Below are 20,503 nucleotides of genomic sequence, written 5' to 3'. Positions count from 1 at the left end.
GCCTCACCCGCCGCCGTCACCGTCACGCTCGCATCCAGCCCCGCCGGATCCAGCCCCGCCAGCACCGCCGGCGGCAACGTCACATGCGACACCCGGAAAGCGGTGAGCCTCTGCAAGAGCGCCTCACCCAGCCGAGCCTCCTCCGGCACGATCGCCAGCGAAGCCCCCGACAGCAGCCCCAGCCACTCCCAGCCGAAGGTGTCGAAACCCGGCGACGCAAACTGCGCCACCCGCGAGCCTTCACCGATGCCCAGCCAGCGTTGCTGCCCCTCGACCAACGCACCGACCCCGGCGTTAGAGACCACCACACCCTTCGGCGCCCCGGTCGAACCGGACGTGAACATCACATACGCCGCCTGCTCCAGCCGCAGCACGCCCCGCTCGTCCGCTGACAACCGGCCGCCCGCCACCCCCGCGAGCCCGGCGTCGTGAGAAAGCACCACGTCGATGTCGTCGGGCAGGCAGTCCATCGTTCCCCGAGACGCGACCGCGACCCGCACCCCGGCCTGGGTGAGCATGGACTCGATCCGCGCTTCCGGGTAGGTGACGTCCACCGGCAGGTAGGCCGCGCCCGCCTTCAGCACCCCCAGCAGCGCCACGATCAGATCCACGCCGCGTTCCAGCGCCACCGCCACCACCGACTCCGGCCCGGCTCCCCGGCTCAGCAGCACACGAGCCAGCCGATTCGCGCGGGCCTCCACCTCGGCGAACGACACCTCCACGCCCTCGCCCACGACCGCCACCGCAGCCGGATCCCGATCCACCTGCGCCTCGAACAGCTCCACCACCGTCCCAGCCAACGAACCCGCGGGACCGGCGCCCCAGGAGGCCAGCCGCTCGAGATCCGCCGCGTCCAGCACCCCGACCCCTGCCAAGGAGGTGTCCGGAGCCGACTCCAAGGCCCCGACCACGTTTTCCACGACCGTGCGGACCAACCCGGCCACGGCCCCGGCATCCACCCCGGCGACCGCGTCCACCACCACCGACATCCCGTCGCCGTTGTCCTCGACGATGACCGAGAGGGGGTAGTTGGTCGGTTCCTCGGTGAAGACGACCCTGACTCCCGGCAGCCGGGTGTGGAGTTCGGCGCCGCCGTCCGTGTTGTGCCGGTAGTTGAAGATCGAGGTGAACAGCGGCAGGTCGGCGGGGACGCCGCTGGCGCGCTGGGCGAGGGCCAGCGGCGCGTGCTCGTGCACGAGCAGGTCCGCCAGTTGGCCGCGCATCCCGGCCACGGCCGCCGCCACGTCGGCGTGGCCGAGCCGTACGCGCACCGGCAGCAGGTTCATGAAGGGGCCGGGGGCGCGGTCGGCGCCAGGGCCGGCGTTCATGCGGCCGAACAGCACAGTCCCGAACACCACGTCGTCCCGCCCCGACACCGCCCCCAGCACCCGGGCCCACACCACGTGCATCACGGTCGCCGGGCTCACCCCGAACCGCCGGGACACCTCGCGCAGGCGGCTCTCCAACGCCGGGTCGAGGTCGGACGTGGCCCGCTCGGCCCGGCCGCCGGTCTGGGCGTCGCGCAGTCCGAAGGGCGCGGTCGGTTCCTCGACGTCGCCGAGCAACCCGGCGAAGTACCGCTCGTGCTCTTCGTCGCTCACCCCGCCCCGGGCCTGCGCGACGAAGGTGCGGAACGGCACCGGCTCGCCCAGCTCATCGCCACGTCCCGCCAGGAACGCCCCCACCTCGTCCAGCAGGATCTCCAGGCCCAGGTGGTCCTGGACGAGATGGTGCATGCGCACCATGGCCAGCCACCGCTCGGAGCCGGGGACGCGTGCGGTGCGGACGTCCAGCAGGGGCGCCCGGCCGAGGTCCATGGACGGGTCGGCGGCGGCGATCAGCTGCTCGACCAGGTCACCGCCGGCAGCGTCCAGCTCCACGGTCTCCACGGGCAGCGCGGCCCGCCGCCACACCACCTGGACCGGCTCCCGCACCCCCTCCCACACCAGCGCCGTACGGAAGACGTCATGGCGGTCGATCACCCGCTGCAACGCCCCCACCACCTCGTCCAGCCGCGCCCGCGACGCGAACTCCAGCACCACCGGGCGGGTGTAGACGTCCTGACCGTCGCCCACCAGCAGGTGGTGGAAGAGCAGCCCTTCCTGCAGCGGCGCGAGGGGATAGACGTCCGCGACGTTCGCCGCCCCGCCCGGCACTCCCGCCGTGATCCGGTCGATGTCCGCCTGGGACAGCTCCACCAGCGGCAGCATCTCCGGCGTGATCTCGCCCGCGCCTTGGGGGACGGCGCCGGCGGGTACGGCCATCGGCTCGGCGCCCGTCACCGCCGCCAGCCCGGCCACGGTCGGCGCCTGGAAGAACGCCCGCACCGACACCGTCACGCCGCGCGCCCGCAGCCACTCGACCAGCGACACCACCAGCAGCGAGTGACCGCCCAGCGCGAAGAAGTCGTCGTCCATGCCGACCCGCTCCAGCCCGAGCACGTGCGCGAAGCCCTCGCACAGCAGCTCTTCGCGGGCGTCGGCGGGGCCGCGCCCGGCGCCGCCGGACCGCTCGGGGGCAGGCAGGGCGTCGCGGTCGAGCTTGCCGTTGACGGTCACCGGCAGCGCGTCCAGCACGACCACCGCCGACGGCACCATGTACTCCGGCAACCGCCGCGCCGCCTCCCGCCGCACCCGCTCCGGCAGCTCGGCGGCCTCACCGCCGGGCTCACCGCCGGCCTCACCGCCGGCCGGGACGACGTAGGCGACCAGCCGCTTGTCGCCGGGGGTGTCCTCGCGGGCGACCACTGTGGCGTGGGCGACCTCGGGGTGGGCGGCGATGACGGCTTCGATCTCGCCGGGCTCGATGCGGACGCCGCGGATCTTCACCTGGTCGTCGGTGCGGCCGAGGAACATGATCTGCCCGTCGGCGGTCCACCGGGCCAGGTCGCCGGTCCGGTACATGCGCCCGCCGAAGGGGCAGGCCACGAACCGCTCGGCGGTCAGCCCGGGACGGCCGGCGTAGCCGCGGGCGAGCTGCACGCCCGCCAGGTACAGCTCGCCGGTGACGCCCACCGGCGCGGGCCGCAGGAACTCGTCCAGCACGTACACCTGCGTGTTGGCCACGGGCGAGCCGATGCGCACGGGACGGCCGGGGGCGCAGCGCCAGGCGGTGACGTCCACGGTCGCCTCGGTCGGGCCGTACATGTTGTGCAGCTCGACGCCGTCGAGCGCCTGGAAGAAGCGGTCCTGCAGGGCCGCGGGCAGCGTCTCGCCGCCGCACATGACCGTGCGCAGCCGGGTGCCGCGCGTGAGCTCCGGTTCCCGCAGGAACACCTCCAGCAGGGACGGGACGAAGTGCGCGACGCTCACCCCGGCCCGCCGCATCAGCCCGGCGAGGTAGGCGGGGTCGCGGTGCCCGCCGGGACGGGCGACGACCAGGGCGGCGCCCACCATCAGCGGCCAGAACACCTCCCACAGCGACACGTCGAACCCGGTCGGCGTCTTCTGCAGCACCCGGTCGTCGCCGGTGAGCCGCAGCCGCTCCTGCATCCAGGCCAGCCGGTTCACCGCCGCCTCGTGCGCGATCACCACGCCCTTGGGGACGCCGGTCGAGCCGGAGGTGTACATGACGTAGGCCGCGTGCGCGGGCAGCGGCTCGCGTCGTTCGCCGCGCCGGAGCGGCTCGCCGGGCAGCTCAGCGAGCCTCGCCCGCAGGACGGGGTCGTCCAGGGCCAGGCAGGGCGCGCCGGCGGGCGCCGGGCCGCCTGAGGTGAGAACGACGTGCGCGCCGGCGTCCCCGGCCATGAACGCGAGCCGCTCGGCGGGATGCCCGGGATCCAGAGGCAGGTACGCCCCGCCCGCCTTCAGCACGCCCATCAGCGCCACGATCAGGTCGATCCCACGGTCCATGGCGACCCCGACGACCGTGTCGGGCCCCACCCCGGTGTCGATGAGCAGCCGCGCGAGCCGGTTCGCCCGGGCGTCCAGCTCGGCGTAGGTGACCTCGCCGTCCTCGCCGTCCTCGCACACCACGGCGACCGCGCCGGGCGTGCGGGCGACCTGCGCCTCGACGAGCGCGGGCAGCGTCGCGTCCCCGCGCGGCACGGCCGTGTCGTTCCAGCCGGTCAGCACCTGGCGGCGCTCCTCGGTGGCGAGGACGTCCACGGCGGACGTGGGCAGCTCGGGGTCGCCGGCCAGGTGGGTGAGTGCGCGCGTCCACCGGTCGGCGAGCCGCTCGGCCGTGCCGGCGTCGAACAGGTCGGCCGCCGCGATCACCACGCCCCGCAGGCCGGCGGGCGCGCCGCGCTCGTCGCGTTCTTCTCGTACATAGACCTGGAGGTCGAACTTGGCCACCGGCGGGACCGACGTCTCCAGCACCGTGTCCGCGAGCAGCGCCCCGGCCCGCACGCCGGGCAGGTCGAGCCGGGCGTCCTCGGCGTTCTGCAGGGTGAGCATCACCTGGAAGAGCGGGTGCCGCGACAGGGAGCGGGCCGGCGCCAGCTCCTCCACCAGCCGCTCGAACGGCACGTCCTGGTGGGCGTAGGCGCCCAGGCTCGTCTCGCGCACCCGGTCGAGCACCTCGCGGAACGCGGGGTCGCCCGACAGGTCCGTACGCAGCACGAGCGTGTTGACGAAGAAGCCGACGAGGTCGTCCAGCGCCTCGTCCATGCGGCCGGCGACCGCGACGCCGATGGGGATGTCGCGCCCGGCGCCCAGCCGGTTCAGCAGCACGGCGAGCGCGGCCTGCAACACCATGAACGTGGTCACGCCCGCGTCCCGCGCGAGCTCCGCCAGCCGCGCGTGCACCTCGGCGGGCACCCGGTACGCGGTGACGTGCCCCCGGTGGCCGGCGACGGCGGGACGCGGCCGGTCGAACGGCAGCGGCAGCTCCTCGGGCAGGCCGGCGAGCGTCTCCCGCCAGTAGGCGATCTGCCGGGCGAGCAGGCTGCCGGGGTCGTGCTCGTCGCCGAGCAGCCGCCGTTGCCACTGGGCGTAGTCGGCGTACTGGACGGGCAGCGGCTCCCAGTCCGGCGCCCGGCCCTGGCGGCGGGCGGCGTAGGCGGCCGAGAGGTCGCGGGCCAGCGGCGTCTCGGACCAGGCGTCGCCGGCGATGTGGTGCAGCACCATGACCAGCACCCGCTCGCCCTGGTCCGTCGCGAGCAGCCACGCCTTGATCGGCGGCTCCACGGCCAGGTCGAACGTGTGCCGGTACGCCTTCCGAACCGCTTGGTCCAACTCAGCGGCCGGCACCTGGACGAGCGGAAGGTCCCAGTCCAGCCCGGCCGGGCTCAGCACCCGCTGGCACGGCTCGCCGTCCTCGACCGCGAACACCGTGCGCAGCACCTCGTGCCGGGCGATGACGTCGAGGAGCGCCGCCTCCAGCGCGGGGTGGTCGACGTCGCCGGTCAGCTTGAGCGCGACGGGGATGTTGTAGGTGTCGCTCAGGCCCTCCAGCTGCTGGATGAACCACAGGCGGCGCTGCGCGAACGACAGCGGCAGCCGTTCAGGGCGCTCCTGGGCGGTCAGCGGCGGCCGGGCGGTGTCCGCCTCGTCGAGCCGGGTGGCCAGGGCGGCCACGGTCGGGTGCTCGAAGAGCGTCCTGATGCCGAGGTCCACGTCCAGCAGGTGGCGTACGCGGCTGACGAGGCGCACCGCGAGCAGCGAGTGGCCGCCCAGCGCGAAGAAGTCGTCGTGCACGCCGACCTCGGCCAGGCCCAGCACCTCGGCGAACACCCCGCACAGCAGCTCCTCGCGCAGCGACGCGGGACGGCGGCCGGCGCCGGCGGCGTAGACGGGGGCGGGCAGCGCCTTGCGGTCGAGCTTGCCGTTGATCGTCAGCGGCAGGGCGTCGAGCGTGACGACGGCCGCGGGGACCATGTAGTGCGGCAGCCGTTCCGCGGCGTGCCGCCGCAGCCGCTCGCCCAGCTCGACCCCGACGTCTCCGGCCCTGCCCTCTCCAGCGCCGTCCTCTCCAGCGCCGTCCTCTTCGGCGGCGGGGACCACGTACGCCACCAGCCGCCGGTCACCGGCCACGTCCTCGCGGGCGATCACCGCCGCCTGCGCCACGCCTGGATGGGCGGCGAGCACGCTGCGCACCTCGCCCGGCTCGATGCGGAAGCCGCGGATCTTGATCTGGTCGTCGGCGCGGCCGAGGAACTCCAGCTCCCCTTCGCCGTTCCAGCGCACCAGGTCTCCGGTGCGGTACATGCGCTCCCCCGCGCCGCCGTGCGGGCAGGCGACGAAGCGTTCCGCGGTCAGCCCGGCCAGGCCGGCGTAGCCCCTGGCGACGCCGGCGCCCGCCACGTACAGCTCGCCCGCCACGCCGACCGGCACCGGCTCGAGACCGCGGTCCAGCACGAACACGCGGGTGTTGGCGATGGGCGACCCGATGGGCACCTCGCCGGTCACGGGACGGCAGCGCCACACCGCCGCGTCCACCGCGGTCTCCGTCGGGCCGTAGGAGTTGAACATCACCCGGTCCGCCGACCAGGTCCGTACCAGCTCGGGCGAGCACGCCTCGCCGCCGACGTCCACGACCACGCCTGGCGCGATCGACCCCTCGTCCAGGCCGGCCAGCACCACCGGCGGCAGCCACACGTGCGTCACCCGCTCCTCGGCGAGGAACGCCGACAGGTCGGCGCCGGCCCGGCGGTCCTGCGGCACCACGACCAGGGTCGCGCCCGACACCAGCGGCACCGACCATTCCAGGCAGAACTGATCGAAGCTCACCGACGCGAACTGCGCCACCCGCGACCCCCGCCGCGCCCCGAACCGTTCCGCCGTCGCGGCGACCGTGTTGGCGAAGCCGCCGTGGGTCACGATCACGCCCTTCGGCCGTCCCGTGGAGCCGGAGGTGTGGATGACGTACGCCGGGTGCGCGGGCAGGGGCGGCGCCGCCGGCGGCGGGCCGCCGGGCAGCGCGGCCAGCTCGGCCAGGACGGCGGGATCGTCGAGGACCAGGGTCCGTCCCGGCACGCCGGTCACGCCGGAGGCGGTGATCACGACCGTCGCGGCGGCGTCGTCCAGCATGTACGCGATGCGCTCCGCCGGGTGACGCGGATCGATCGGCAGGTAGGCGCCGCCCGCCTTCAGCACCGCCAGCAGCGACGTGACCAGCTCGACCCCGCGCTCCAGCACCAGGCCGACCACCGACTCCGGTCCCACCTGCCGAGCGAGCAGCAGCCGGGCCAGCCGGTCCGCCCGCGCGTCCAGCTCCCCGTACGTGACCTCGACGCCGCCCGCCACCACCGCCACCGCGTCCGGAGTCCGCGCCGCCTGCGCCTCGAACCACCGCGCCACCGTCCCGTCGGGGACCGCCGCCGCCGTGTCGTTCCAGCCGGTGAGCAGCCGGTCCCGCTCGTCGTCGCCCAGCACCCTGACGGCCGACAGCGGCTGCTCCGCCCCGCCGTCCACCGCCTCGGCCAGCGCACCGGCCAGGTTCCCGACCGTCGTGCGCAGCATGCGGGCCACCGCGTGCGGGTCGATCGGCGGCACGCCCTCCACGAGCAGGTCCAGCGCGTCGCCGTCGTCGTCGACCGACACCGACAGCGGGTAGTTGTCCCACTCCCGCAGCGCGACCACGCGGATGCCCTCGGCCACGCCGGTGCGGTCGCCGGCGGCGTTGTGCCGGTAGTTGAGCAGCGAGGTGAACAGCGGCGTGTCGCCCGCCACGCCGCCGGCCCGCTGCGCGAGGGCCAGGGGGGCGTGCTCGTGCTCCAGCAGCCCGGCCAGCCGGTCGCGCATCGCGGTGACGGCCGCCACGACGCCGGTGCCGTCCACCTGGGCGCGTACGGGGAGGGTGTTGATGAACGGTCCTGGCACCCGGTCGGCGCCGGCGCCCGCGTTCATGCGGCCGAACAGCACCGTGCCGAACACCACGTCGTCCCGCCCGGCCACGGCCGCGAGCACGCGTGCCCAGGCCAGGTGCAGGACGGTCGCCGGGCTGGTGCCGAGCGCCCGCGCCACCCGGCGCAGCCGGGCGGTGACGTCGGGGGCGAGGCCGAGGGTGGCCCGTTGCGTGGCGGTGTGGTGGCCGCGCACGTCGAGCACCCCGTACGGCGCGGTCGGCTCGTCCACGTCGCCCAGCAGCTCGGCGAAGAACCGCTCGTGCTCCGCCTCGCTGCCGGCGCCGCGCGCGTGCGCGACGAAGCCGCGGAACGGCGGCGGCGCGGCCAGCCCGTCCCCGTGTCCGGCGAGGAAGGCGCGCACCTCGTCGAGCACGAGTTCCTGCCCGGCGTGGTCCTGGGCGAGGTGGTGCACGCGGATGAGGCCGAGCCACCGCTGCCCGTCCTGGGCGGCGTGCACGTCGATGAGCGGGGCCCGCCCGAGGTCCATGGACAGGCCGGCGGCCTCGATGAGCCGCTCGACGGGGTCGCCCGCGCCGAGTTCGACGGTGTGGACGCGGAGGCCGGCGTGCCGCCGGACCACCTGGACCGGCTCGTCCAGGCCCTCCCACGCCACCGAGGTGCGCAGGATGTCGTGCCGGTCGATGACGTGCTGGAGCGCCTCGGTGAAGGCGTCCAGCCTGGCCCTGCCGTCGAACTCCAGCACGGTCACCAGCACGTAAGCGTCCGCGCCGGTCCCGGCGAGCAGGTGGTGGAAGAGGATGCCCTCCTGCAGGGGCGCGAGCGGGTAGACGTCGGCGACGTTGGCGGCGCCGCCCGGCACCCCGGCCACGATCCGGTCGATCTCCGCCTGCGACAGCTCGACCAGGGGCAGCATCTCGGGGGTGATCCTGGTGGCGCCCTCGGGGACGGCGGCGGGCGGCGCCTGCGCCTGCTCGGCGCCCGCCGCCATGGCCAGCCCTGCCACGGTCGGCGTCTGGAACAGCGCGCGTACGGGGACGCGCAGGCCGTGCTCGCGCAGCCACTCCACCAGCGAGACGACCAGCAGCGAGTGGCCGCCGAGCGCGAAGAAGTCCTCGTCGACGCCCACCCGGTCGAGGCCGAGGACGTGCGCGAACCCGGCGCACAGCAGCTCCTCGCGCGGACCGGACGGGCCGCGGCCCGAGCCGGCGGCGTACTGGGGGGCCGGCAGCGCCCCGCGGTCCAGCTTGCCGTTGACCGTGACCGGCAGCGCGTCCAGGACGACCACCGCCGACGGCACCATGTAGTCGGGCAGCCGCCGCCCGGCCCAGCTCCGCACCTCGTCCGGCTCGGCCTCGGCGCCGACCACGTACGCGACCAGCCGCGCCCCGCCATGCTCCTGGCGGGCGACCACCGCGGCCTGCGCCACCTGCGGGTGCGCCGCGAGCACGGCCTGCACCTCGCCAGGCTCGACGCGCATCCCGCGGATCTTCACCTGGTCGTCGGCCCGACCCAGGAACTCCAGCTGCCCGTCAGGCCGCCAGCGGGCCCGGTCGCCGGTGCGGTACATGCGCTCGCCCGGCTCGCCGTAAGGGCAGGCGGTGAACCGTTCGGCGGTCAGGCCCGGCTGTCCCGCGTAGCCGCGGGCCAGCTGCACCCCGGCCAGGTACAGCTCGCCCGCCACGCCCACCAGGACCGGCCGCAGGGAGGCGTCCAGCACGTAGGCGCGGGTGTTGGCGACCGGGGCGCCGATCGCGACCGGCGCGTCACTGCGGCATCGCCAGGCGGTGACGTCCACCGACGCCTCGGTGGGGCCGTACAGGTTGTGCAGCTCGGCCTCGCCCAGCACGTCGAAGAAGCGCTCCTGCAACGGCTGCGGCAGGGCCTCGCCGGAGCACACCACCCAGCGCAGCCCGTCGCAGGCCGACGCCGAAGGCTGCCGCAGGAACACCTCCAGCATCGACGGCACGAAGTGCGCGACGCTCACCCTGGCGTCCCGGATCAGCTCCGCCAGGTACGCCGGGTCGCGGTGCCCGCCCGGCCTGGCCACGACCAGCGTGGCGCCGGTCACCAGCGGCCAGAAGAACTCCCAGACCGACACGTCGAAGCCGTACGGCGTCTTCTGCAGCACCCGGTCGCCGGGCTCCAGCGGCAGCCGCCGCTGCATCCAGGCCAGCCGGTTCACCACGCCGGCGTGCGGCACCACGACGCCCTTCGGCCGTCCCGTCGACCCGGAGGTGAAGATCACGTACGCGGCCTGGCCGGGCCGCACGTCGCCGCCCAGCGGCTCCCCCGGCGGCAGGTCGTCCACCTGCGGCACGTCGCCGCGCACCGGCTCGCCCGGCGGCAGATCGTCCGCCCGCAGCGCGGTCACGCCGTCCGGCACGAGCGCGGCGGTGTCGGCCGAGCAGACCATCACCCGCGCCCCCGCGTCGGCCAGCATCGAGGCCACCCGCTCAGGCGGGAGCTCCACCTCGACCGGCAGGTAGGCCGCGCCCGCCTTCAGCACGCCCAGCAGCGCCACCACGAGATCGACGCCGCGTTCCATGACGACGCCCACCACCGACTCTGCGGCCACGCCCTCGGCCGCCAGCGCCCCGGCGAGCCGTCCGGCTCGTTCGTCCAGCTCCGCGTAGGTGACCTCGGCGCCTTCGTACACCACCGCGACCGTGTCGGGGGTGCGCGCCGCCTGCGCCTCCACCAGCCCGATCAGAGAGGTGCCCGGTACGGGCGCGTCGGTCGTGTTCCACGCCCACACCACCTGGTCCCACTCGTCGGCGGCCAGCACGTCCACCTCGGACAGGCGGGCGGAGACGTCCCTGACGAGCGTGTCGAGCAGCCGCACCCAGCGCTCCGCGACCCGCTCGGCGCTGTCGCGGTCGAACAGGTCCGCCGCCGCGATGACGTACCCGCGCAGCCCGGCCGGCTCGCCCGCCTCGTCGAACACCTCGGCCGCCGCCACGTCGAGGTCGAACTTGGCGGGCGCCGTGGCAGGGGAGATCTCCCTGGCCGTCACCCCGGCCAGGTGCAGCGGCACGCCGGTGTCGTTCTGCATCGTGAACATGACCTGGAACAGCGGGTGGCGGGCGAGCGACCGGGCCGGCGCGAGTTCCTCCACCAGCCGTTCGAACGGCACGTCCTGATGGGAGTGGGCGTCGAGCCCCGTCTCCCTGACGCGGCCCAGCACCTCGCGGAAGGTGGGGTCGCCGGAGAGGTCGGTGCGCAGCACGAGCGTGTTGACGAAGAACCCGATCAGGTCGCTCAGCGCCTCGTCGGTGCGGCCCGCGGTGGGCGTGCCGATCGGGATGTCGGTGCCCGCGCCGAGCTTGGCCAGCAGCACCGCGAGCGCGGCCTGGAGCACCATGAACGTGGTCGCGCCCTCGGCCCTGGCCACCTCGACGAGCCGCGCGTGCACCTCGGCCGGCACCTCGACCGGCACCCCATGCCCCCGGTACCCGGGAACGGCCGGACGCGGCCGGTCCACCGGCAACGCCAGCTCCTCCGGGACGCCCTCAAGCGCCTCCCGCCAGAACCCGATCTGCCGCGACAGCACATCCTCGGCCCCCAGCAGCTCCCGCTGCCACAGGGCGTAGTCGGCGTACTGGACCGGCAGCGGCTGCCACTGCGGTGCCCGGCCCCGGCACCTGGCGGCGTAGGCGAGGGACAGGTCGTTCGCGAGCGGCCTCATCGACATGCCGTCGGCGGCGATGTGATGCGTCACGACCGTCAGCACCTGCTCGTCCGGGCCGGTGACGAACAGCCATGCCGCGATCGGCACTTCGGACGCCAGGTCGAAGGTGTGCGCGAACGCCCGCGCCACCTGATCGTGAACCTGCTCCGGCGCGACCTCGACGACCCGCAGCTCCCACTCCAGCTCGTCCATGCCGAGAACGCGCTGATAGGGCTCACCGTTCGCGGTCGGGAACACCGTGCGCAGCGCCTCATGCCGGCCGATCACATCCCGCAGCGCCGCACCCAGCGCGTCGCGATCCACCTCACCGCTCAGACGCAGCGACGTCGGAATGTTGTACGTCGCACTCGGCCCCTCCAACTGCTGGATGAACCACAACCGGCGCTGCGCGAACGACAACGGCACCCGCTCAGGCCGCTCCCACGCCGTCAGCGCAGGCCGGGCCTCACCCGCCTCCGCCAGCCGCTCCGCCAGCGCGGCCACCGTGGACGCCTCGAACAGCGTCCGGATCTCCACCTCCACGCCCAGCACGGCACGCAGCCGGCTCACCAGCCGCACGGCCAGCAGCGAGTGCCCGCCCAAGGCGAAGAAGTCGTCATCCACCCCGACGCCGGACACGCCCAGCACCTCGGCGAACAACCCGCACAGCACCGCCTCCTGCTCGGTGGCGGGCTCACGACCCGTGACCGCGACGTGCTCGGGAGCGGGCAACGCCCGCCGGTCCAGCTTGCCGTTGGCGGTCAGCGGCAGCGCGGGCAGCACCACGACGGCCGAGGGCACCATGTACTCCGGCAGCCGCTGCCCGGCCCAAGCCCGCAACAGGTCCGGCTCGACATCGGCCCCCACCACGTAGGCGACGAGCCGCACCTCGCCCGCATCGTCCCCGCGCGCGATCACCGCCGCCTGCTGCACCAGCGGATGCGCGGCCAGGACGCTCTCCACCTCCCCGGGCTCGATGCGGTAGCCGAGGATCTTCACCTGCTCATCGGCCCGCCCCAGGAACTCCAGCACTCCATCGGCCCGCCAGCGGGCCACGTCCCCGGTCCGGTACATCCGCCCACCGAACGGACACGCCACGAACCGCTCCGCCGTCAGCCCAGGACGGCCCACGTAGCCTCGGGCGACCTGGTCGCCGGCGATGTAGAGCTCGCCCGCCACGCCCGCCGGCACCGGCTCCAACCTGCCGTCCAGCACGAACAGCCGTGTCCCCGGCGACGGACGACCCACCGGCACCCGGTCCTCGACCTCGTCGCCCGCCCGCACCTCGAAGGTGCAGCAGCCCACCACCGTCTCCGTCGGGCCGTACTCGTTCACCACCACCGCGTTCGGCGCCCGTTCCAGCAGCCGGCGGACGTCCGCGCCGCCCAGCACCTCACCACCCACGACCCAGGTCCTGGCGGCTCCGCCGAGCGCCTCCGCCGAGGCCAGCTCACCGAGCAACGCCAGGTGACCCGGCACCACCTTCACCAGCCCGAAGGCGCTTTCGCCGAGCAGGGCGGCCAGACCCTCAGCACCGCCCTCGACACTCATCCGCACCGGAGCCCCGGCCACCAGCGGCACCCACACGCTGGTCACCGTCAGGTCGAAACCCAGCGACGAATGCACCGGCGCCCCGCCATCCGTCTGATACGCCCGCACCGCCCAGCCCACATAAGTGGCCAGCCCGCCATGCGTGACCGCCACGCCCTTCGGCTTACCGGACGAGCCGGAGGTGTACATGACATAGGCCAATGCGTCCGCAAGCGCCCCCACCCCAAGCGGAGAATCCTCCAGCATCGACAGCTGCACCTGCACCAGCGCGTCATCAAGGGCGACCATCCGCACCCGACCGGCGGGCAGCTCATCCAGCACCTCGCTCAAACCCAGCACCAGCACCGCACCACTGTCGGCCAGCATGAACCCGATCCGCTCAGCAGGCTGACCCGGATCAACCGGCAAAAACGCACCCCCCGCCTTCCACACCGCCAGCATCGCCACCACCGCATCCACCCCACGCGGCAGACACAACCCCACCACCGACTCACACCCCACACCCTGCGCCACCAAGAAACGCGCCAGCCGATTCGCCCGCGACTCCACCCCACCGAACGACAGCACCTCACCCTCACCCACCACCGCCACCGCATCCGGCCTCTCACCAGCCCGCACCCCGAACCACTCCACCACCGACCCCTCCACCGAAGCGGCCTCACTGCCACTCCACTCCTCCACGACCTGCCGCCGTTCCTCCTCGTCCAGGAGGCCGGCCCGGCTGATGGTGTCGGCGGGTTCGGCGGTGGCCAGCCAGCGCACGATGGTGCGGAAGCGGCGGGAGATGTCCGCGGCGGGAGCCACGCCGTCGGCGTCCCGGTTGGCGTCGATCTTGATGTCGATGTCGTCGGAGCCGGCGTAGACGCTGATCCGGGTGCCGTTGATGGGCCCGGTGGACAGGTTGTGCGACTCGGCGGTGCACTCGCCGAACCTGACGGGGTGGTCGAAGGAGGCGAAGTTCACCTCGACGGGGCAGAGGGCCTCGCGGTTGACGAGCTTCAGGTCGCGCAGGATCTCCTCGTACCGGTAGCGCTGGTGGCGCAGGCCGTCGCGGACGGCGCGGGTGGTCTGCCGCACGACGTCCTGGATGGTGGTCCGCGGGCCCATCTGGACGCGGATGGGGGCGAGGTTGGCCTTCATGCCGGGGATGGCGCGCTCGCGCGGGCCCGCCCCGAGCACGGCCACGCCGATGACGACGTCGCGGTCGCCGGTCAGGCAGTGCTGGTAGAGGGCGGCGGCGGAGATCATGAGGCCGGCGAGGCTGGTGCCCATGCGGCGGGCGGTCGCCTTGAGCGCCGCGGCCTGCTCCTGGTCGATTCCGGCGAAGCAGCCTTCCGGCGGGTTCGGCAGGTTCCTGACGCCGTGGCCGGAGTGCGGGGAGCCACCGGCCCCGGTGGTCTCGGGGAGGTCGGCCAGCGCGTTGAGCCAGTAGTTGCGGTCGCGCGCGTAGTCGGCGGAGTCGCGGTAGGCGCGTTCCGCGTCGATGAGCGCGTGGACGGACTCCGGGCCGTCGCCCGCAGACGGGCGGCCCTCCAGGAGGGCGGTGTAGATCTCGGCGGTGCGGGCGGCGATCAGCGCGCCGCCGTGGCCGTCCATGACGATGTGGTGGCTGCGGTCGTACAGGTAGTGGCGATCGGGTGCGAGGACGAGCACCGCGAAGCTGAACAGCCAGCCCGCGCGCAGGTCGCCGTTGCGCCGCACGTCCGCCTGCATCCAGTGCAGGGCGGCGGCTTCCGGGTCGGGCTCGGCGCTGACGTCCACGAGCTGGACGGCGTAGTCGCGGCTGTCGTCGACGTACTGCATCGGCACGCCGTCGATCTCGCGGAAGCGCACGCGGAAGCCGTCGATCTCGTCGAGCATGCGGCGTACGGCCTCGAGGAGCAGGACCGCGTCCAGCTCGCCGCGCAGGTCCAGGTATTCGGCGATGTTGTAGACCGGATTCTCGGGGGCGAGTTGCTGGGCATACCAGATGCCGAGCTGACCCGCCATCAGTTCCCGGAACTCAGGCATGCCGTGAAACACCCCATTCGGATTCGCAGCGCAAAACAAGAGGATTCAAAAAAGCGCCCGGACCGTGCGCGTCGGGCGGCGGCGTCCTGCTCGGCGTCGCGCGGCCGGACGCCGGCCGCGCGAACGGGGCGAGCCTACTTTCCTTCCATGGCGGCGATCAGGCTCTTCGGCCGCATATCGGTCCAGGACTTCTCGATGTAGGCCAGGCACTCCTCGCGGCTCGCCTTACCGAAAACGGAGGTCCAGCCCTCTGGCACATCGATGAAAACGGGCCACAACGAGTGCTGGCCCTCGTCGTTCACCAGAACCAGGAATTCGGCGTCCGGATCGTCGAACGGATTCGTCACCACACGGTCCTTTCTCTGCTGGATCGTCATTCGTAGTAAAGGGAGCCGTTCGGCGGGCGCGCAACAGTGCCGTGACCGCTCAACCGCGTTTCCGCGTCAGTTGAACACCGCGGGAGCGGGCCCGCCGGAGGCGAAGGTCACCGGCAGCCGCTCGGGCCCGTTCACCACGATGGAGCTGAGCATCGTCGGCGCGCCGTCGGGCTCCACGCGCAGAGAGCGGCCGAGGATCTCCTCGTAGAGCAGCCGCAGCTCCATCCGGGCGAGCACGCTGCCGAGGCAGAAGTGCTCGCCGAAGCCGAGCGCCAGGTGCCTGTTCGGCTGACGGCGCACGTCGAAGCGATCGGGGTCGTCGAAGACGGACTCGTCCCTGTTGGCCGACGGCAGCCACAGCGTCACCCGGTCGCCTGCTTCGACGCGGTGGCCGCGGATCTCCACGGGCCTGGTGGCGGTGCGCATGATGTGGGTGGCGGTGGAGGTCCAGCGCAGGATCTCCTCGACCGCGCCAGGCAGCAGGCCGGGGTCGTCCTGGAGCAGCCGCCACTGGGCGGGGTGGCGCATGAGGGCGAGCATCCCGCCCGAGGCGGCGATCCTCGTGTTCTCCGTGCCGCCGACCAGCAGGTTGTCGCAGTTGAGTATGACGTCGTCCGGGCTGAGCGGGGCGCCTTCGACGGTGGCCGTGGCGAGCACGCTGACCAGGTCGTCGCCGGGGTCCTTGGCCTTCTCCGCCGCCAGCGTCTCGAAGTAGCCCATGATCTCGAGGTGGGCGAAGCGCCGCGCCATCGGGTCGCCGGCGCCGAACGCCTGGCTGGTGAGGGTGAAGAGCCGCTCCCACTCCCCGGCCGGCACGCCCATCATCTTGCAGATCACGTACAGCGGGACGCGGGCGGCGACGTCGGCGACGAAGTCGCAGCGCCCCCGCTCGACGGCCTGGTCGATGACCCGCTCGGTGACCTCGCGCATCTCGCCTTCCATGCTGCGCACGGAGCGGACCGCGAACCATTCGTCGACCAGCCTCCTGAGGTCGCGGTGGCGCGGCGGATCGGTCAGCGCGAGCGTCCGCCCGCCGCCCGGGTCGGCGCCGTGGTCGGCGGGCCGCAGCAGGATTCCACGAGCCGAGCTGAACGTCTCGGCGTCGCGATAGGCGGCGCGCACGTCCGCGTACGCGGTCAGCGCCCAGAAACCGGGAAGGTCCGTCGGCTCGTGCCAATGAACGGGCGCGTTGGCGCGCAGCCACCGCCACTGCACATAGGGATCGCCCGTCGCGTAGAGTTCGGGGTCCACCAGATTGATCCGCGGCGTACCGTCGGGCATTCGATTACCTCACCGTATTCAAAAAATGGCCGCGTGAAAGCACGCTCAATTCAGCGGAACGCGCGGCGCCGGGGTCAAGGTTTTCCGCCGGGAGTGGTCAACCGGCGCGCGGCGGCAGTTGAACGGCCGCCGACCCGCGCATTGCCGGGCCGCTCCCCCGCTGCCATAGTGAGCGTTCGACCGGGGCCTTTCGCCGTCATGCGGCGTGGTGAATACGAAGAGCGCGGACGGATCATGCCTTTTGTTCAAGCCAACGGAATCCGACTCGCCTACGAGCGCTCCGGCAAGGGAGAGCCCGTACTGATGGTCATGGGGTCGTCGGCGGCCGGGCGCGTCTGGACGACGTACCAGACGCCGGCGCTGCAACGGGCGGGCTACGAGACGATCGTCTTCGACAACCGGGGCATCCCGCCGTCCGACGTGCCGCCGGGCAAGTACGCGCTGGCCGACATGGTCGCCGACACCGTGGGCCTGATCGAGGCGCTGGCGCTCGGCCCGTGCCGGATCGTCGGGACGTCCCTGGGCGCGATGATCGCCCAGGAGGTGGCGATCGACCGGCCCGACCTGGTCAGGTGCGCGGCACTGATCGCGACGCGCGGGCGCGAGGACGTGTTCAGGCGCGCGCTGGCCACCGCCGACCACGCGCTGCTGGACAGCGGCGTCACGGTGCCGCCCGGCTACGCTGCGACCCGGTCGGTGATGGAGATGCTGTCGCCCGCGACGCTCAGGAACGACGCCGCGGTCTCCTCGTGGCTGGAGATCTTCGAGCTGGCCGGCGGCGCGGTCGGTGGCGCGGTCGGTGGCGGGCAGGCGTGGGTGGACCCGGTGGGCGACCGCAGGGACCGGCTCCGCTCGATCACCGCGCCCTGCCGGGTGATCGCCTTCACCGACGACCTCATCTGCCCGCCGCACCTGTGCGCGGAGGTGGCCGACGGCATCCCGGACTGCGACTACGTGGAGATCCGCGACTGCGGCCACATGGGCTATCTGGAGCGCCCCGAGGAGGTCAATCTCGCGCTCATCGAGTTTCTCGACAAGCACTGACCCGATCTCCTGCCGAAAGCGAGGGACACGGCCGTGGCCACTGTGGGCGGTCCGGAAATGATGGCCAAGGTGTCGTTCGACGACGACTCGATCACCCGACAGCGGGTCAGGCCGGGGACCGTGCGGCGCATCGTCCCGTACGTCAGGCGCTACCGCAGGCCGCTGGCGATGCTGCTGACGAGCACGATGCTGACGGCGGCCATCACCGCGGCGACCCCGCTGCTGCTGAAAATGATCATCGATGACGGCATCGTGCCGGGCCGGCCAGGGGTCGTGCTGACGCTGTCCCTGGCGATCGTCGGGCTGGCGCTGCTGGAGTCGCTCTCGCTGTACGCCGAGGCCCGCTCGTCCGGCCAGGTCGGCGAGGGCCTGGTCTACGACCTGCGCTCGGAGGTCTTCGCCCGCGTGCAGCGGCAGCCGGTCGCGTTCTTCACCCGCACCCAGACCGGGGCGCTGGTGAGCCGCGTCAACACCGACGTGATGGGCGCCAGGCAGGCGGTCACCTCGCTGCTGACCCGCGCGACCTCCGGCGTCATCACGCTCGTCATCGTGATCGGCACGATGCTCTACCTGTCGTGGCAGATCACGCTCGCCGCGCTGGTGATGATTCCGTTCTTCCTGCTGCCCGCCAAGCTCGTCGGGCGCCGCCTGCAGCGGCTGGCCAGGGAGGAGATGAACGTCGACGCGGAGCTGAGCTCGCTGACGAACGAGCGCTTCAACGTGGCGGGCGCGCTGCTGGCCAAGCTGTACGGGCGGCCCGCCGAGGAGGAGGCGCTGTTCGCGAGGAAGGCGGGCCGTGTCAGGGACGTCGGCGTGCTGAGCGTCGTCTACGGCCAGCTGTTCCACATCGTGGTCACCGCGCTCACCGCGCTCACCACGGCCCTGGTGTACGGCGTCGGCGGCGGCCTGGTCATCGGCGGCGCGCTGGAGATCGGCACGCTCGTCGCCATGGTCGCGCTGCTGTTCCGCCTGTACGGGCCGATCAACCAGCTGTCGAGCCTGCAGGTGGACGCGCTCACGGCGCTGGTCAGCTTCGACCGCATCTTCGAGGTGCTGGACCTCGAACCGCTGGTCGCGGACCGCAAGGGAGCACGGCCGCTGCCGGCGGCGAGCGGGGGCGCCCCCCTGGACATCGTGTTCGACCGGGTCTCCTTCCGCTACCCGGGCGCCGCGGAGGTCTCGCTGGCCTCGCTGGAGCCCCCGGCCCTGCGCCAGAACGGCGGCGAGGAGAGCCTGGTGCTGTCCGGCCTGAGCTTCACCGCCCCCGCGGGCGGGCTGACGGCCCTGGTCGGGCCGTCCGGGGCGGGCAAGACCACGATCACCCAGCTCGTGCCCCGCCTGTACGACGTCACGGAAGGGGCCGTGCGCATCGGCGGTCACGACGTACGGGACCTGACCTTGGCGTCGCTGCGCGAGGCGGTCGGCGTCGTCACCCAGGACGCGCACATGTTCCACGACACCATCCGCGCGAACCTGCTCTACGCCCGCCCGGACGCGACGGAGAAGGAGCTGGTCGAGGCGTGCGAGGCGGCGCTGATCTGGGAGGTCGTGGCGAGCCTGCCCGACGGCCTGGACACCGTGCTCGGCGACCGCGGCTACCGGCTGTCGGGCGGCGAGAAGCAGCGCCTCGCCCTGGCCAGGCTGCTGCTCAAGTCGCCGCCGATCGTCGTGCTCGACGAGGCCACCGCGCATCTGGACTCGGAGTCGGAGGCCGCGATCCAGCGCGCGCTCAAGAGCGCGCTGACCGGGCGGACCTCGCTGGTGATCGCGCACCGGCTGTCCACGGTCAGGGAGGCCGACCAGATCCTGGTCGTCGAGGCGGGCCGGATCAGGGAGAGCGGCCGCCACGAGGAGCTGCTGGCCGCCGGCGGGCTCTACGCGCACCTCTACCGCACGCAGTTCGCCGGGCCGGCGGTGAACGCCGTGCCCCGGCCCGAGCCGGCCTGACCGGCTCGTCCACACCGAACACCGATGGGAGCGCACTGTCATGACGGCAACCGAGCAAGAGATCCTCGACGGGCTGGGGCGGATCATCGAGGAGGTCACCGGCGTCCCCGCGGCGGAGGTCGCGCCCGAGCGGAGCTTCGTGGACGACCTGGACATCGACTCGCTGTCCATGGTGGAGGTGGCGCTGGCGGCGCAGGAGGAGTTCGGAGTGGAGATCCCCGACGAACGCCTCAAGGAGCTGCGTACGGTCAAGGACGCCGTCGCCTTCATCCGGGGGTAGGGGACGGTGCTGGACGATCTCGACAGGGTGCGCGTGCCGGACGCCCGCGACCCGCGTACCAGGCTGGAGTCGTTCTTCGACGACTCCAGCCTGTGCCTGCTGGGGCCCGCCGACGGCAGCGGCGTGCTGGCCGGCGTGGGCCGCGTCCACGGCACGCCGGTCGTGGCCTTCGCCAGCGACCCCAGGATCCAGGGCGGCGCGATGGGCGCCGAGGGGTGCGAGCGGATCGTGCGCGCCTACGACCGCGCCCTGCACGACCGGGTGCCCGTCGTGGGGCTGTGGCAGTCCGGCGGCGCCCGCCTGGCCGAGGGCGTGGGCTCGCTGCACGCGGTCGGGCTGGTGTTCGCGGCGATGACGCGGGCCTCGGGGGTCGTGCCGCAGCTCTCGGCGGTGTTCGGGCCCGCGGCGGGCGGCGCCGCGTACGGGCCGGCGCTGACCGACGTCGTCATCCTGTCGGGCCAGGGCCGCATCTTCGTCACCGGCCCCGACGTGGTGCGCTCGGTGACCGGCGAGGACGTCGACATGGCCGGGCTCGGCGGCCCCGACGTGCACGGGCGGCGCAGCGGCGTCGCGCACGTGGTCACCGCGACGGACGC

The 20,503-nt window shown here is 73.3% G+C and carries 7 protein-coding genes; 4 read left to right on the top strand and 3 right to left on the bottom strand.

Annotation, left to right across the window (positions count from 1 at the left end; translation table 11 throughout):
• From ABZW11_RS44555 to ABZW11_RS44545, 3 genes are all read right to left on the bottom strand, one after another.
• A partial coding sequence (locus tag ABZW11_RS44555; protein ID WP_355432040.1) for an amino acid adenylation domain-containing protein occupies positions 1 to 14,978 on the bottom strand: 14,978 nt, incomplete at its 3' end.
• Positions 14,979 to 15,112: 134 nt separating this feature from the next.
• Positions 15,113 to 15,325: an MbtH family protein gene (locus tag ABZW11_RS44550; RefSeq protein WP_345385085.1), complete on the bottom strand. Its 213-nt coding sequence runs from the start codon at positions 15,323 to 15,325 to the stop codon at positions 15,113 to 15,115.
• 96 nt (positions 15,326 to 15,421) lie between these two features.
• Positions 15,422 to 16,636, bottom strand: coding sequence for a cytochrome P450 (locus tag ABZW11_RS44545; RefSeq protein ID WP_355432037.1), 1,215 nt, complete (start codon positions 16,634 to 16,636; stop codon positions 15,422 to 15,424).
• Positions 16,637 to 16,870: 234 nt separating this feature from the next.
• Between ABZW11_RS44545 and ABZW11_RS44540 the strand changes: the two genes are divergently transcribed.
• From ABZW11_RS44540 to ABZW11_RS44525, 4 genes are all read left to right on the top strand, one after another.
• On the top strand, positions 16,871 to 17,680 hold the full coding sequence (locus tag ABZW11_RS44540) for an alpha/beta hydrolase (RefSeq protein WP_355432034.1): 810 nt from the start codon (positions 16,871 to 16,873) through the stop codon (positions 17,678 to 17,680).
• A gap of 57 nt (positions 17,681 to 17,737) precedes the next feature.
• Positions 17,738 to 19,627 carry an ABC transporter ATP-binding protein gene (locus ABZW11_RS44535; protein ID WP_355432043.1) on the top strand — a complete coding sequence of 630 codons (1,890 nt, stop codon included), beginning with the start codon at positions 17,738 to 17,740 and terminating at the stop codon, positions 19,625 to 19,627.
• A 40-nt stretch (positions 19,628 to 19,667) separates the two neighbouring features.
• On the top strand, positions 19,668 to 19,907 hold the full coding sequence (locus ABZW11_RS44530; RefSeq protein WP_355432031.1) for an acyl carrier protein: 240 nt from the start codon (positions 19,668 to 19,670) through the stop codon (positions 19,905 to 19,907).
• A 6-nt stretch (positions 19,908 to 19,913) separates the two neighbouring features.
• Positions 19,914 to 20,503 (top strand): carboxyl transferase domain-containing protein (locus tag ABZW11_RS44525; RefSeq protein ID WP_355432028.1); only part of this gene is annotated, 590 nt, incomplete at its 3' end.

The organism is Nonomuraea sp. NPDC004580, assembly GCF_040609855.1.
GTDB classification, from domain to species: domain Bacteria; phylum Actinomycetota; class Actinomycetes; order Streptosporangiales; family Streptosporangiaceae; genus Nonomuraea; species Nonomuraea salmonea.
This window is presented reverse-complemented; position numbering and strand designations above follow the sequence as displayed.